Annotated in this window: 12 protein-coding genes; 7 read left to right on the top strand and 5 right to left on the bottom strand. The window is 46.9% G+C overall.

Annotated features, from left to right (window positions below; all coding sequences use genetic code 11):
• Positions 1–254 (top strand): hypothetical protein (locus QUA00_RS25045; protein ID WP_333411536.1); only part of this gene is annotated, 254 nt, incomplete at its 5' end.
• Here QUA00_RS25045 and QUA00_RS25040 read toward each other — a convergent pair.
• Positions 214–729: a DUF192 domain-containing protein gene (locus QUA00_RS25040; RefSeq protein ID WP_333411535.1), complete on the bottom strand. Its 516-nt coding sequence runs from the start codon at positions 727–729 to the stop codon at positions 214–216. The genes QUA00_RS25045 and QUA00_RS25040 overlap by 41 nt on opposite strands.
• Positions 730–853: 124 nt before the next feature.
• Positions 854–1,549, bottom strand: coding sequence for a response regulator transcription factor NblR (gene nblR, locus QUA00_RS25035; protein ID WP_333411534.1), 696 nt, complete (start codon positions 1,547–1,549; stop codon positions 854–856).
• Between the two features lie 317 nt (positions 1,550–1,866).
• Between nblR and rbsK the strand changes: the two genes are divergently transcribed.
• Entirely contained in the window at positions 1,867–2,787 is a 921-nt protein-coding gene (rbsK, locus tag QUA00_RS25030) for a ribokinase (RefSeq protein ID WP_333411532.1), read from the top strand.
• Positions 2,788–2,855: 68 nt separating this feature from the next.
• Here rbsK and QUA00_RS36935 read toward each other — a convergent pair whose 3' ends face one another.
• Together QUA00_RS36935 and QUA00_RS25020 are read right to left on the bottom strand one after the other, a co-directional pair.
• Positions 2,856–3,020, bottom strand: coding sequence for a TRADD-N-associated membrane domain-containing protein (locus QUA00_RS36935; RefSeq protein ID WP_445305761.1), 165 nt, complete (start codon positions 3,018–3,020; stop codon positions 2,856–2,858).
• Between the two features lie 57 nt (positions 3,021–3,077).
• The gene (locus QUA00_RS25020; protein WP_333141606.1) at positions 3,078–3,263 is read right to left on the bottom strand and encodes a hypothetical protein; all 186 of its coding nucleotides are present in this window, start codon (positions 3,261–3,263) and stop codon (positions 3,078–3,080) included.
• Here QUA00_RS25020 and QUA00_RS25015 point away from each other — a divergent pair.
• Positions 3,262–4,335: an ATP-binding protein gene (locus QUA00_RS25015; protein ID WP_333141608.1), complete on the top strand. Its 1,074-nt coding sequence runs from the start codon at positions 3,262–3,264 to the stop codon at positions 4,333–4,335. The two genes, QUA00_RS25020 and QUA00_RS25015, sit on opposite strands and share 2 nt — an antisense overlap.
• 772 nt (positions 4,336–5,107) lie before the next feature.
• Positions 5,108–6,592 (top strand): AAA family ATPase, encoded by a 1,485-nt coding sequence (locus tag QUA00_RS25010; RefSeq protein WP_333411530.1) that lies wholly within the window; start codon positions 5,108–5,110, stop codon positions 6,590–6,592.
• 400 nt (positions 6,593–6,992) lie between these two features.
• Here QUA00_RS25010 and QUA00_RS25005 read toward each other — a convergent pair whose 3' ends face one another.
• Complete coding sequence (locus QUA00_RS25005; protein WP_333411528.1) at positions 6,993–8,270, bottom strand: ribulose bisphosphate carboxylase small subunit; 1,278 nt, start codon at positions 8,268–8,270, stop codon at positions 6,993–6,995.
• A 128-nt stretch (positions 8,271–8,398) separates the two neighbouring features.
• Between QUA00_RS25005 and QUA00_RS25000 the strand changes: the two genes are divergently transcribed.
• The 3 genes from QUA00_RS25000 to QUA00_RS24990 all read left to right on the top strand — a co-directional run bounded on the left by QUA00_RS25000 (position 8,399) and on the right by QUA00_RS24990 (position 15,302).
• The gene (locus QUA00_RS25000) at positions 8,399–9,670 is read left to right on the top strand and encodes an aspartate aminotransferase family protein (RefSeq protein ID WP_333411526.1); all 1,272 of its coding nucleotides are present in this window, start codon (positions 8,399–8,401) and stop codon (positions 9,668–9,670) included.
• Between the two features lie 705 nt (positions 9,671–10,375).
• Positions 10,376–11,605 carry a transposase gene (locus QUA00_RS24995; RefSeq protein WP_333411524.1) on the top strand — a complete coding sequence of 410 codons (1,230 nt, stop codon included), beginning with the start codon at positions 10,376–10,378 and terminating at the stop codon, positions 11,603–11,605.
• 40 nt (positions 11,606–11,645) lie between these two features.
• Entirely contained in the window at positions 11,646–15,302 is a 3,657-nt protein-coding gene (locus QUA00_RS24990) for a CHAT domain-containing protein (protein ID WP_333411522.1), read from the top strand.
• Positions 15,303–15,420: the final 118 nt, after the last annotated feature.

Raw genomic sequence — 15,420 nt, 5'->3', positions numbered from 1 at the left:
CCCGTGCCTACCCCCCCGTGCCTACTCCCCGTGCCTACCCCCCCGTGCCTACCCCGCCACAGACGACTGCACAGGCGTTTGGGACATGGGGCAGCCACGGGGGGCTGCCCCTACAAGAGAATGAAACAGCCCTGCGAAGGCAGGGGGCTCTCTGGGCGATGGAAACCGGGGGATGGTGTCTTTTTGCCGGTTTTACTGAAACAGTCCGAAGTTTTACTGGAAAAACTCGATTTCAATACGATCGCCCTTTTTGACACCGAGTTCAGCAGCTCGCCCGCCCCGGAGTTCAATAACTCGATCGACAGCAGTATTGGGCCCGTAGGTAGGACAAGGATCTTCAGTACAAGGAGGTGCAGAAACTTGTATCGCCTCAACCACCCCATCTCGCAGAAAAATCATATCCAGAGAAATCTTGCAATTTTTCATCCAAAAATTGACCCGCCGCGCCGGTTTAAACTCAAACAGCATTCCTCTGTCATCCGCCAAAGAAGTTCTGTACATTAAACCCATAGCCTGCTGTTCCGGTGTTTTCGCCACTTCGAGTTCGATTGGGCGATCGCCTATCCGAGCTCTAGCAGAAACAGGCAGCACTTGACCCGATGTTGTCGCCGTCGGAGACTGCGAGGCCAAAATACCAGTAGCACCAGCATTCGCGATCGGTAAAGTCGGCGAACATCCCAGCAAAAATATACTTACTCCAATACCGAGCAAATTAGTTAAATAATTCATAATGATTTTAGATTGTTGACTGTTGACTGTTGACTGTTGACTGTTGACTGCGTTGAGTGATGACAACTGACAACTGACAACTGACTAATGACTAATGACTAATGACTGATGACTAATGACTTCTTCAAGCTTCCCGCATCACATAGCCAACACCGCGCACCGTCTGAATCAAACGCTTTTCGCCCTCATCTTCAATCTTGAGCCGCAGATAGCGGATATAAACCTCAATCACATTCGACTCACCCAAAAAGTCGTAACCCCAAACATTTTCCAGAATTTGTTCCCGAGTCAAAACCTCGCGGGGATGTTCCATCAAATACTTTAGCAGCTCATATTCCTTCATCGTCAGGTCGATCGCCCGTCCATTGCGTAGGGCCCGCCTAGAGGCTAAATCCAAAACTAAATCGCCAAACCTCAATTGTTCGTTGCTGCTGTTATCCGGCTGCAAATACAAGCGCACCAACTGCAAAAACTCCTCAGTGCGGTAAGGTTTGAGAAAATAATCATCCGCGCCAGCTTCCAGACAAGCTACGCGATCGTCAACTGTATCACGACCGACCAATAGCAGCACCGGCACCCGATTGCCAATACTTCTGAGGTAAGAACACAGTGACAGCCCCGACTCAGGGCCAAGTAGCCGGTCAATTACAATCAAAGCAGGCTGCAATTCACGGGCTAAATGTTGGCCAGTGGCGGTATTAGAAGCCACTACCGGTTCGTAGCCGGAGGATTTTAAGTCGAGACTCAAGTGGCCGGCGAGAACTTCGTCTGTTTCAACTAGCAGGACACAGGGATTGCGATCGAGAGTAATTGCAGCCATTGAATTGACCGGTGGAGACCATAACTGTTCTAGCACGTTTGATGGCCGTTGGTTGTTAACTGTTGGTTGTTGGCTGTTGACTGTTGGGTGTTGACTGTTAGCTGTTGGCTGTTGTTATTTGTTATTTGTTGTTATTAGACTTCTCCTAAAAAGCAGATTTTGAACAGGCATCCTGCCTGTTCCACGATAATTATGGGAGATGTCTATTCGTTATGGGTTATTTGCGAGTTGCTACCCATTACCAATTCCCAATTCTATAATGCCCCATGCCCCATGCCCAATGCCCCATGCCCAATGCCCAATTCCCAATTTAAATTATGACCATTATCGTATTCGGTAGTATCAACATCGACCTAGCAGCAAAAACTCCCCGGTTGCCGCAACCAGGCGAAACTATCATCGGTAGCAATTTTTTCACGGCCGGCGGTGGCAAAGGAGCAAATCAAGCCGTCGCCGCCGCCCGTCTCGGCACTTCCACCCACATCATCGGTCGCGTCGGCAACGATAAATTTGCTGAAGAATTATTGACAAATTTACAATCTTATGGTTTAAGTACCGACAATGTATTAATAGACCAAAACACTCATTCAGGAGTGGCAATTATCGCGGTAGACGAGACAGGTCAAAATAATATTATTGTGATTCCGGGCGCGAATAACAATGTCGGTGAAGCCGAGATAGAACGTCTCAAAAAACTTTTAACAGCAGCTACATCTTTGCTGTTACAGTTAGAAATTCCCCTGGAAATTGTCCAAAAAGCTGCGAAAGCTGCTCGTCAAGCCGGGGTGCGAGTTATTCTCGATCCAGCACCGGCTAGGGCGGATTTGCCAGTGGAACTTTATCCGCTAATTGACATTATCACGCCGAATGAAGTGGAAGCGGGCCAGTTAGTCGGTTTTCGGGTGAATGACACGGAAACAGCGATTGTAGCTGCCAAACACTTGCAGCAGCGCGGTGTCAAGAATGTTATTGTCAAGTTGGGCGATCGCGGGGCTGTTGCTGTTACGGCGGATGAAACCTTTTTTGTACCGGCTTTTGCTGTGGAGGCGATCGACACTGTGGCTGCTGGCGATGCTTTTAACGGCGGTTTGGCCTCTGCATTAGATGCCGGTCTGTCCTTGTCAGAGGCGGTGCGGTGGGGCGCAGCAGCGGGCGCTCTGTGCACGACTAAAGTGGGTGCTCAAGGTGCTATGTGCGATCGGGCAACTTTTGATAAATTTTTGCATAATTTAACTTGAATTTGTCAGGTGCGTGTTAGTTGAATTTGTCAGGTGCGGAAGGCGCACCCTACTTTAACTATTTTTGTTTAATTGTCGTCTTTGAATTCTTTGGCTAGGCGATCGAGTCTGTCGTTCGTTTCTTTTGTAAACTTGAGTAACCCAACGCTCACAATATTTGATGTTAATCCGCCAGCGGTGGCAACTGAGCCTTCTGTGACTTTTCCAGAAAACAACAGTCCGATGCCTAAAATATTGACTAAAGCGCTGGTGATGATGAATCCAAAAGTTGCGTTAGAACTAAAACGAGCTTAACGCCAACTATCTTGAATCATCTCCCAACGACGAGCGATCTTGGAAGAATCATCAGAGGACGATCGACCATCGTTCTCTAAATTTAACGTGAGTTCAGGGTTGAGCAAAAAGGTTGAGCGAGTTGACTTGTAGTTGAGATCGAACCTATAATCTAAATTAGTAATTTTCTCTAAAGGCATCATGGGGCGATCGCTCAAAGTTTCTCCAGGGTGTATCGAACAAGTCAAATCGGCTTTAGGACGCAACGGCTTTCCGACTCAGAAGGCTTTGGCTGAAGAATTAGAAATTTCCCTATCCACCGTCAAGAGCTTTCTGACGGGTAAACCTGTTGATTATAGAAATTTTGAGGAAATTAGCGGGAGATTGGGGTATGAGTGGAGAAATATCGTACATATAGACGAAACTATCCCTAAGCCTATCTTCGAGGAAACCTCAGCTTTCATCACTGGAACTCCCATCACCCATCCGCATCACTTTTTCGGGCGGCAGAAAGAACTAAAACGCCTATTCGACTTACTGAAACGCCGTCCCCTGCAAAATGCTGCCATTATCGGCAAGAGGCGCAGTGGCAAGACTTCTTTGCTGCACTACTTAAAAAATATTACCACCACCCCAACAGAACAGTTGCGTCCCGGTCAAAAATCTGACTGGTTGCCCCATCCAGAAAACTATCGTTGGATTTTCGTAGATTTTCAAGATGCGCGACGGCAGAGTCGGGAAGGGCTGCTGCGCTACATTTTAGAATCCCTAAAAATGTCAGTACCTAACCCTTGCGATTTAGATAAATTTATGGATGTGGTTAGCAGTAATTTACGTCAGCCTACAGTCATCCTATTAGATGAAATTGGCGCAGGATTGCAACGCTGTCCCGAATTAGATGATGGGTTTTGGGAGAGTTTGCGCTCTTTGGCGACTAACCAAACAAATGGAAATTTAGGGTTTGTTTTGGCAACTTCTGAATCACCAATGGAATTAGCGCGTAGCACCGGACATAGTTCGCCTTTTTTCAATATCTTTGGATATACCACAACTCTGGGAGCTATGACTGCAGCCGAAGCGCGGGAGTTGATAGCCAGTTCGCCCATGCCTTTTCCTGATGAGGATGTCGAGTGGATTTTGAATCAAAGTAAATGCTGGCCTCTGCCGCTGCAAATCCTTTGTCGAGAACGATTATTTAGCCTGGAAGATGGGGAAACTGAGGATAATTGGCGTGAAGAAGGTTTACAACACATAGAGCCATTCGCTGATTTTTAAAAGGTAAATGCCATGAAAACTAATTTGCCCTTAAATTTGAAACGGGATCTTGCCTGTGGGGGGCTGGTAATCGGTCTTGGGCGAGCTAATTTATGCAAGCATTTAATTGTTTACCAAAAGTCACTCCTAAATCATCCATAAGTCAGCCATAAATCAACTTTGCTCAACCTTTAACTCAATCACGTCTTAATGTACTATACAGATATGTATAGACGTAAACAGTTGACGTAAACAGTTGACGTAAACAGTTGACGTAAACAGTTGACGTAAACAGACTGTATTCGTTTAAAGCGATATAGTCGTTTAAAACAAAAAAGCCAAGTAAGTTGTCACCTTACTTAGCTGTTCTTGATTAAAAAAAGTAGTTCAACGATTCACACTGTTGCTATTCATGCTTGTCCTCATCCTTGCCCTTGCTCCTGTCCTCCATAGGCATGAGTAATTGGATGATAACGGGAAACACGACTGGATCATTAAAAGGTACGTCATTCAATATGGCGCAGGCCATCAAAGCAACAGCCAAGAGTAGTCGATAAAAAATACTCATCGAGTTTTCCTTCAAAAGTTTGATCAAGGCTTCTGAACGGTAGCTCCAGGGTAATGTTCAGGGGGAGCGTGGGTGTCCAGAGTCTAACCGTACTGGGCACTCTATTCTCTTTTTCCCTAACGCAAATGTAACACACCAATTTTAGCGAGCTGCATTAATTTATTGCTCGCTCATATTTTAATGTTTTATATATTTGCACTCATTTGTGCATTTTTACTTATATTTTTGGGATATACTAGCTATCGGCGATCGTCCGATCGGCTCACAAAGATTAAACAGGATGTACAAAGGCTAGAAATTTGTGCAGACGTAACAACCATAAGTAACGCTCACCACAGTATATCGATCGGCGAATTAAACAGTCCAGTCAGCGCCCTACTGAATAGCTTCAGTTATATCAGCCAAGACGTAGATGCAGCCCTCAACCAGCAAAGTCCTTACAACCAGCGTTTAGCCCTCAGTGCAGTAGCAGAAAAATTAAACAGTTTAATTCGAGAATTGACCCGCAGTGGTGACAAATATGCAGTACGCTTTCGCCCCATTGCTACCAGTTGGTATGAAATTGTCACTGACTATGTGCGGGAACTAGCAGAAGTTGTCGAACTGCGACAAGAAATCGACAACCCTTATATAATCGGCGTACCCCTGACAGAACAACAGGAAATCTTTGTCAAACCCGTTGACTTAAGTGGAACTTACATCAGTACGCGCATCGAGCAATTACTGCTAGACCGCCGCCGCCTTCCCTTGCTACTCTACGGACAGCGGCGCATGGGCAAAACATCCCTCCTCAACAATTTGGGACGCTTGCTACCCAGCACTATCATTCCCATGTTTGTAGACTTACAAGGGCCAGTTTCATCAGCGAGTGATTATGCTGGTTTTCTCTACAATATCGCCCGGAGTATGGCAAACTCAGCCCAGCGCCAAAGTGCCTTCACTCTCCCATCTCTTAAGCGCGAAACACTGCAAGATGACCCTTTCACCCGCTTTGATGAATGGCTGGACGAAGTAGAAGAAGCCCTACAACAAAATATTGCCCTGCTTGCCTTCGATGAATTCGAGGCGCTAGATAATGCCATCACAAAAGGACGCTTTGATCGGGAGGATGTTCTGGGAATGTTGCGTCACCTGATTCAACATCGTCCCCGCTTCAAAGTGCTGCTAGCTGGTTCCCATACAATAGAAGAATTTCAGCGTTGGGCTAGCTATTTAATCAATGTCCAAGTCGTTCATATCAGCTACCTGAAACAACCCGAAGCGCGTCAACTAATTGAGCAACCAGTCAAAGATTTTACCCTGCGTTACGAACTCAATGCGGTTGAGCGAGTCTTGCAACTCACCCGCTGTCACCCTTTCCTAATACAACTCCTCTGCGCTGAAATTATCGCACTAAAAAACGAGCAAGATCCATCTATCCGCCGACTAGCAACTTTAGCCGATGTAGAAGCAGCAATACCAGAGGCTTTAAGTGTTGGCAGTTTCTTTTTTGCCGATATTCAAAGCAATCAAGCAGATGCAGCAGGATTAGCTATTTTGCAGTTTTTGGCAGCACAAGGAGAAGGGGCAATAGTCAGCCGATCAACTATTTTGCAACACTTTTCCAATAAATTCGATGCTCTCAATTTACTTTTGCAACGCGAATTGATTGAGGAAGTTAGTGAGGGCTACCGTTTCCAAGTTGAATTAATTCGCCGCTGGTTTGCATAATCTCTGTCTGTCCTGTAGTCTACGGCGAGAGTAAGAAGATATTGCCTGTAGGGACACAACAGTGTTCATTGGTGTCAACTTAACGTTAAACCGATAGTCCGACAGTCCGACAGGGGTTGAAACCCCTGCCTCAAAGCTAAAGTCCTCTAAAGAGGACTGAGAATAAAAATTTTTAAACTCATTATATCATGTCCGATCGATTAACCATAATATCCCGGTCGGGGCGGGTTTTTGAGATGGTCAATTATTGGCAGGTATTGTTGGTGAACCCGCCCCTACAAAAATCGCTATCGCTCGACCGGACATGATATGAGAATAAAAATTTTTAAACTCATTAGTCCTCTTCAGAGGACTTTAGCTATTAGACAGGGAATTCATTCCCTGGCGGACTGCTTTAACTTTAACCCTGCGGCCGCTGAATAATTGTTTCAACTACCCGTCGCTTGACTTTTGGATCGATACCAATCAGCCGCACGTATTCGCCGCCGTGTTCCGCCAAACAAGTTTCTAAAGATGCAACCACATCTTTTTCTTGTTCAGTTTTAATCGTCGCGCAACTTTGCCAAGAACCAGTTTTAAATCGGCGATTATCTGCATATTCCATGCCAATTTTGCAGCCTCTTGCTAACAACTGCTTTACTTGTTCCAATACCTCGGAACTCAGCCGCGCCGCATGACCGTTACCCACTTCAGAACTTGGCTCCTCGTAAGCCTTATAATATTTCGAGGAGGGGTCGTTTAATTGACTTTGCGTGGGCGCAGCAGCAGGAGCATTGGGGGTTCCTTGAACGTTAAACAGCCGCGATTGGTTGTATTCATCTACTAAGCGCATTTCCTTAATCCGCTTTTGTTGACCCACCATCAAACTGCCCATTTCTAATAAATGAGCGAGGCTGAAATTCGGGTTATGGAAATCTGGCGCTGCTTCCAAAGTGTTTACCAAACGCTTGGAAACTCGCTCGATTCCTACTTTGTGAATGAATTCGCGGATTTGTTCGTCATAAATGCGCGATCGCAGAGCACTAAAAAAGTCGATCGCCTGATCGGCAAAATTATCGACTAACGCCACAATATCGGTTTTTGACAATTTGTCTGACTCAAAAATTCCCCCAACAATGCCAATTTTATCATCCCGGCTGGGTTCCCAATAAAACTTTTCCATCCGCCCGTCGCGAATCAGCGGCGCGTAAAGCGTAGAAAAATCATTTCCCGTGACAATAATCGGCACTCGGTGCAGAGGCGTACTGTCATAACTTCCCGGTAACTGCACATTAGTTGGATTATCAGCAATATTCATCAGAGTCGCATTGACCATCTGAGTATTGACAGTATATTGAGTAGTAGTATCGAACCTGCCAGCACCAGCATCCAAATCGTTAATAAAGATGGCGCACATCTCGCCGCGCACGCGAATTTGCTCCGCCGCTTCCCGGTAGCGCAAGCGAATTAAACGCGCCGGATCTCCTGCATCCGGGCTTTCTAATTCCCCACCAGATATCATCACCGGTTCAAAGCCCATCCGCCGAAAAACCAGTTCGGTTTGAAAAGTTTTGCCTTCTCCTTTGCGGCCGTGAATTCCCAAAATTAGGGGGACTCTTACTCCGGGCAAATTTAAAAAGTTCTTAGTGACGTGCACCGCAACTTTATCGAGAAAGTTAGGAGAAATGTAATAACTCATCAGTAGATTTGTGAGGGATTAATTGAAGTTACTGTTATGATTTTATGACAAAACTAACAGCCTGCACCGCTAACCTGGATTTTTACCGTACAATCGAGGTCTACATATTATGTGTTAAGGAGCGATTCGTGAGTCCAGAAACCTTATTAAAAGAACCAAGCGTGCAAGCCGAAGCCAGTCCCTTCAGTTCTGAAAGCTTCGACAGCTATGTAATGACAACTTACGGGCGTTTTGCGATCGCCCTAGAACGGGGCCTCGGCTGCCGCGTTTGGGATACCGAGGGCCGCGAATATCTCGATTTTGTGGCCGGTATTGCTACCTGCACTCTGGGACACGCCCACCCGGCAATGGTTGCAGCGGTAACTCAGCAAATTCAGACCCTACACCACGTTTCTAACCTTTATTACATCCCCGTACAGGGCGAGCTGGCGAAGTGGCTTGTAGACCATTCTTGCGCGGACAGAGCCTTCTTTTGCAACTCCGGCGCGGAAGCTAATGAAGCGGCAATTAAACTCGCCCGCAAATACGCCCACGAAAAATTAAATATCTCGAATCCGACAATCATTACCGCCGTTGCGAGTTTCCACGGGCGGACTTTGGCGACAATTACGGCAACGGGACAGCCTAAATACCAGAAGGGTTTTAGCCCCTTGGTGCCGGGATTTCACTACGTGCCTTATAACGATATTAGTGCGATCGAAACGGCGATCGAGCAACTCGACAAAGACGAACGCCAAGTAGCTGCAATTATGCTGGAAGCGCTGCAAGGCGAAGGCGGAGTTCGCCCCGGAGATCTCGCCTACTTCCAGCGAATTCGGGAAATTTGCGACGAAAAAGGCATTTTGCTAATTCTCGACGAAGTGCAAGTCGGGATGGGACGCAGCGGCAAATACTGGGGCTACGAAAACCTCGGCATTGAACCGGATATTTTTACGTCTGCCAAAGGATTGGGCGGCGGTATCCCGATCGGCGCTATGCTGTGCAAATCTTCCTGCGATGTATTTGAACCGGGAAGTCACGCCAGCACTTTCGGCGGCAATCCTTTTGCTTGCGCTGTAGCTTTGTGCGTTTGCCAAACTTTGGAACGGGAAAACCTTCTAGAAAACGTGCAGCAGCGCGGGGAACAGTTGAAAGCAGGCCTCAACAAGTTGGCGGCCGAATATCCGCATTTAATTGCTGAGGTGCGCGGCTGGGGTTTGATTGTCGGGATGGAATTGCAAGCCGACATCGAACTTACATCGGCGGATATCGTCAAATCTGCCATCGCCGCAGGAGTTTTGTTGGTTCCCGCAGGGCCGAAAGTGCTGAGATTTGTCCCGCCACTGATTGTCACTTCCGCTGAAGTCGATCGAGCTCTGCAGGCAGTGGAATCAGCCTTGCGTTCTCAAGCGGTAAAGTAAAATTTACTGAGTTGATTTTTGTTAGCTGTAGCGCTGAAGCTGGCGCAATATCCTAGATAACTCACTTAGTCCAAGACACACTCTTCCTCAGAAACCGGGTTTCTTTCGAGATTTCTCGTTACTAAACCCAATAGTTTCCCAGAAACCCGGTTTCTTAGGATCGTCAATTAAATAATTTCCCTTTTTTCTTGTGGGATGGGCGTCCCGCCCGTCTATCGGGGACGGGCGGGACGCCCATCCCACAACAAACAGGAAAAGTGGATTTTATTTAATTCTCATTCCTTAGCCTAAGTCCGATCGGGGTAAAAGTAAACCCGTCCCGCTGCAAGTCTGTCGGGGCGGGTTTGTCAATTTTAGAAAGGCCTGTGAAACCCGCCCCACAGGGTGACAGCGCCTTTAACCGCGATTTTACTCAAGAGGCACGCGCAAAATAATACTATTAGCGATCGTAGGTGCTAGTTTCGCTATCTGCGTATCTGTTGGGACTGGTGAATCCTGGTTTAACTATTTCGCGCCCTTCCCACTAAACCGAGTACCGTTATAGTGGGAAGGGCGGGTGACGACGATTGCATCCTCAAGTAATTTTGCTTATCGCTTTCAAGAGAGAAAATATGTAATCCTCGTCACAAAAAAATTTTTTTCGTAATGCTTTGATCATCAACTGTATATTGTGAGAGAATAGAAGAACCAAGGAGGTGATGTTGATTGCTACACCAGGCTATCCAAGTTAGTTTGTATCCTACCCAAAATCAACAAATACAAGTAGCTTCAACTTTTGGGTGTGCGCGTTGGTGGTCTAATTATGGTCTAAATAAATCAATTGAAGTTTATAAAAAAACTGGTAAAGGACTTGGCTGCTTCGGGTTTAACACACTTTTACCGACTCTCAAAAAATTAGATAAAAGTGGAGAGTTAGGTGAGTTTTCCAGCAAATTTTTGCTATTTACTACGCTCAAGTTAACCCCTGCCTACAAACTTTTTCTTGATGGATTTGCTGGTTTTTATAAGTTCCCATCTCAAGATAAAAAACAGTCATTTCATTATCCTCAAAACGTCAAAATTGTAGTGGGTACTAGGATTTTCCGCTATAGGGAAATAACTCAGCCCAAAAAAAATAGATATAGATTAAGTGAGGGTAAAATTCATAATTCAATTATTAGTAAAAAATATTCAGGGAAATATCTTGCATCTATACTGACTGAAATTAAAGCTGAGAACCAGACAACAAAAAAAGGTAGGATTGCGGGCATTGATTTAGGATTGAAATACTTTGCTATTGTCCCCGATGATGAAAAAGGATCTAAATATGAATTTAATGCTAAGCATTTTGCCAAGCACGAGAAGAACTTGAAGCGCAAACAGCAAAAGTTAACAGACCAGCCGAAAAAAAGTAATTCTGAATACAAATATAGAAAAGCTGTGACCAAGGTATGCGAACGGTTTAGGAATTCGTGGCAATATTTTTTACCTAAACTTAGTTATAAGTTGGTTAGCGATCGCCTCGCGGTCATAGTAGAAAAATTCCTTTTCTGGGACATGATTCGCAATCCCAAGTTGGCGAAAGCAATATCACAGGAGGTTTGGGAAAGTTTTACAAACTTCTTAGCCTACAAGTGGGAACGCAAAGGCGGGAACTTAGTCGAGATTGATAGAGGGGTTTCCAGTTCCAAACTTTGTTCTAATTGTTTCGATCAAATGACCGAGATGCCATTAGATAGGAGGGAAGGGACTTATCCTGACTGTGCTACCGATCGCGATCGGGAGGGGAACGCAGCGATAAAGATGAAAGCAGAAGGTATCAAAATACTAAAGGCGGAAGGTTCAGCCGTTTCTGCTTTAGGATGCGAGGTAAGACCAAAGCTGGGACGAAAGTCTCCGCTAAGGCACTCGCCTATGAGTACAGAAGCCCCTACTATATTCGGTACTACGATTTAGGGGTGGGTAGTTCACTTGGTTGCAGGGAAGCAGCGCTCCTATGGTTAATAGTTTGGCGGAATGCACGATGGACGAACAGCGTCGCAAAACTGATGTTAATATGCTCCAAGCGCTGCTGGAAAATCCTGGGGACTCAGGAATAGATTTGATTTTGAGGACGAACCCAAAGTCGATCGACTTTGGGTTCGTGCAAACGCTTTATTTGGAAGAAGTGGCACTGACGCGAGAAAGCTTGCTGAAAGCTGCAAAATTTTTCCAAAGGGCGATCGCACCCTTAGAATCTGCAAAAGGGAATTATAAATTGCCCGCAACCGGGGCAGCCTATCTGGCTTTTTTAGCAGAAGTATTGCAGGCAGTGGCGCGCGGCGCTGATTCGCAGCACCTGTACTCGCTGCTGAGAAACAATTTAGACAAACTCGACCAGAATTTCGCACAACTGCTGCGCTGCTGGGCAAATTTGGTGTTTTCTGCTGCCAAAGAATCCGAGAGAAGGCGGATTGCAGCCCTGATCGGCAATCTGAGCAACAAAATTGGGCGGTTTCCCCTCGGCAGCAAGGCTAATAACTTGGAAATCGAAATTGCCGGTTACGAAACAGTTGCTAAGGTGTTTACCCGCAAAGAGTTTCCCCAAGAATGGGCGGTGATGCAAAACAATCTGGGCAACGCTTACACCGATCGCCCCAGAGGTGATAAGGCTCAAAATATCGAACAGGCCATCGCTTGCTTTGAAAATGCCCTACAAGTACGCACGCCCGAACAGTACCCGGAACAGTGGGCGACGCTGCAAAATAATCTGGGCAACGCTTACAGCGAGCGTCTCAGGGGAGATCCGGCAGACAATCTAGAACAGGCGATCGCCTGCTATCAAAACGCGCTGCAAGTTCGCAGCCGCGAGGCTTTCGGGCAAGAGTGGGCGAGCACTCAAAACAATCTCGGCCGTGCTTACAGCCGCCGGCTGCAGGGCAACCGATCCCAAAATCTGGAACTGGCCGTCGCTTGCTACCACAATGCTTTGCAAGTCTACAACCGCAAGGTGTTTCCCCGCCGTTGGGCCACCACTCAAAATAATTTGGCAAATGCTTACTGCGAGTTGCTGCAGGGCAACCGAGCTGAAAATCTCGAATACGCGGTTACGTGCTATCAGAGAGCTTTGCAGGTGCGGACTCGCGAAGCTTTTCCGCTGCAGTGGGCGACGACTCAAAGGAATTTGGGCCGGGTGTTTGTCGATCGCATCAAAGGCGATCCGGTGGAAAATGTGGAAATGGCGCTCGTCTGCTATCAAAATGCTCTACAAGTCTACACCCGCATCAAATTTCCCGAAGCCTGGGCTTCGATCCAAACTTACCTCGGTAGGATCTACAGTCGGCGGGTGAAAGGGGAAAAAGCCGAAAATATGGAAATGGCGATCGCCTGCTATCAAAATGCTTTGCTGTTTTGCAACCGCCAAAAAACTCCCGAACGTTGGGCAATCCTGTGTGCCTACCTCGGCCGCGCTTTCTGCGAACACCTGAAAGGGGAAAAAAACCGCAATCTCAAAAGCGCGATCGCCTGCTATCAAAATGCAGGGGAAGTCTACACCAGGCAGGCATATCCCAACCGCTGGGCAATGCTGCAAATTTATCTCGGCAGGGCTTATTCGCAACTGACCGAGGCGGAAAACTTGTCCCACATGGAAAGCGCGATCGGCTGCTATCAAAACGCCACCCAAGTCTACACTCGCGAAACCTATCCCCACCGCTGGGCTGAAATTTTATTTTATTTGGGTCAAGCTTACCGAGTTCGAGGCGACTTGCTTCGCGCCTACGGGGTTTTTACTGCTGCTGTCGATACTGTGGAATTCTTGCGTAGCGAAGTTGGGGTTGATACAGTCGATTTTGGCGAGCAGACGAGTACCGCAAAAGTCAAATTAACCCGCACTTGGGCTGGACTCTATAAATGCCTGGTGCAAGTTTGCCTGGAACTCGGTGCCAGCCAACCTGAATATTACGCTAAGGCTCTGGAATACGCCGAACGCCACAAAAATCGGAATTTGGTAGAACTGCTGGTTAAATGCCACTTGACTCCGAAAGCCGAAATTCCCGCAGGGGTGCGAAGCGAGTTGGAGTCGCTGCAACTGGAAATAGCGGGGGAACAGCAGCACCAAGAAGAGGGAGAACCTGATCCCAACACGACTTTGATTTCTGAGGGCGATAGCCCAGGTTTGAACAGCGGTTCTCTGCTGTCGAACTCGGACTTCATGCACTTAAATCAATTGTGGAAGCAGTTTGATAGGTTGATTGCACGGGAGGTGCAGGCAAACGATCCTTTCTTCAGCCTAGCTCACAAAGTTGAACCGATCGCTTTCGAGCAAATTCGCCAATTGTTGCCTGATGACAATTGCGCTGCTGTGGTGTGGGCGAGTTTGGGGGAGTTGCTGGTTGCTTTTGTGGTGGTAAAGAGTGCACAATATCCCGCCGTTCACCTGTGTTCGTCGGAAAATGCTTTGGCTGCCGAAAGTTGGGGCCAGGAGTACCTCACCGCTTATTCTGAACAAAAAGGTCGCTGGATCAATCATCTCCCGACTCGCCTCAAACGCTTGGCTACGATGCTGGAAATCGATCGAGTGGTGGCACTGATTCCCGACAATTGCGATCGGCTGATTTTTGTGCCGCACCGATTTTTGCACGCTTTGCCACTCCACGCTTTGCCTTTGGCGGGGAGAGACGGGTTTGAGGATGGTGGGGGAATTTTTAGGTCTGGGTGGAGCGAGCGCAGCGGTTTTGATGTGGAAACCTACAGCCTTTCGGATTTTTCTCAAAGTTCGTCTTTTGGCGACGTTGCAGCGCCTGCTGCTTATTTGATCGATCGATTTCCCGGAGGAATTCGCTATGCTCCTAGCTGTCAGCTATTGCTGTTGAGACAAAGCGCACACGGAGCGGCTATTGGTCGGTACAAACCCGGTTTGCAGCAGCTTTTGGCAATTCCCACTTTCACCAGAGATGCGTTCTACAGCAACATTGAAATCGGCACTATTTCCCAGTATTTTGCCAGTACAGAGGTTGTGCGCCATAAGCCGGCAATTAAAGAGGCTTTTTCCCAAGAAATGTCTGCTAATAATGGGAATTTGCCCCAGAAAATAGGGCAGTTGCCGCATAAAAAATGCGCTCACTTTGCTTGTTTGAGTTTGCTTAATTTGGCTTGGCCACTGAAATCCGCAGTGTTTTTGAGGAATGATTCTCTGAGTTTGGAGGAAATTTTTAATCTGGATTTTCGGCAATATTTTTTAGTTACTTTATCGGGTTGCGAAATAGCCGCTGGCGGAGTTAGCGGTGCTGGAGGAGATTTTGTGGGTTTGTCGGCGGGTTTGTTGTATGCTGGCACGTCTAGTGTGGTTAGCAGTCTTTGGAAGGTGAATGATGTTTCTACGCTGCTGCTGACGAGCAAGTTTTATGAAAATCTGGGACGGTTTTCTCGGTTGCAGGTGGGAGATGTGGCGATCGCGCTGGGGGACGCTCAAAGGTGGCTACGGGATTTGACTAGCGAGGAATTGGAGGTGTTGCTGGCGGATTTTCAACCTCAAATTTCGCAAATGTTCGATCGGCTTTCTCAAAGTTATCGCCTGATTGCGGAGGCTTCTTTGCAGCAAATTCGCAACCGCAAACCCTATCCTTTTGCCAATCCTTATTATTGGGCGGCTTTTACTGCGACTGGGGTTTAGTTATTAGTCATTAGTCATTAGTCATTAGTCATTAGTCATTAGTCAGTAGTCAGTAGTCAGTAGTCATTAGTCATCAGTCATTAGTCAACAGTCATTAGTCAACAGTCATTAGTCATTA

Origin of the sequence: Microcoleus sp. T2B6 (assembly GCF_036700475.1) — a bacterium.
Taxonomy (GTDB): Bacteria; Cyanobacteriota; Cyanobacteriia; order Cyanobacteriales; family Microcoleaceae; genus Microcoleus.
The sequence above is the reverse complement of the archived record's forward strand: the minus strand, read 5'-3'. Positions and strand labels throughout refer to the sequence as shown.

What these genes read in the sequence shown, in the direction of transcription:
- QUA00_RS25005 (WP_333411528.1), bottom strand. Translation starts at nt 8,270, where the DNA reads ATGAGTTATTACATTTCTCCTAACTTTCTCGATAAAGTTGCGGTGCAC.
- QUA00_RS24990 (WP_333411522.1), top strand. Translation starts at nt 11,646, where the DNA reads ATGGTTAATAGTTTGGCGGAATGCACGATGGACGAACAGCGTCGCAAA.
- QUA00_RS25020 (WP_333141606.1), bottom strand. Translation starts at nt 3,263, where the DNA reads ATGATGCCTTTAGAGAAAATTACTAATTTAGATTATAGGTTCGATCTC.
- QUA00_RS25015 (WP_333141608.1), top strand. Translation starts at nt 3,262, where the DNA reads ATGGGGCGATCGCTCAAAGTTTCTCCAGGGTGTATCGAACAAGTCAAA.
- rbsK (WP_333411532.1), top strand. Translation starts at nt 1,867, where the DNA reads ATGACCATTATCGTATTCGGTAGTATCAACATCGACCTAGCAGCAAAA.
- nblR (WP_333411534.1), bottom strand. Translation starts at nt 1,549, where the DNA reads ATGGCTGCAATTACTCTCGATCGCAATCCCTGTGTCCTGCTAGTTGAA.
- QUA00_RS25040 (WP_333411535.1), bottom strand. Translation starts at nt 729, where the DNA reads ATGAATTATTTAACTAATTTGCTCGGTATTGGAGTAAGTATATTTTTG.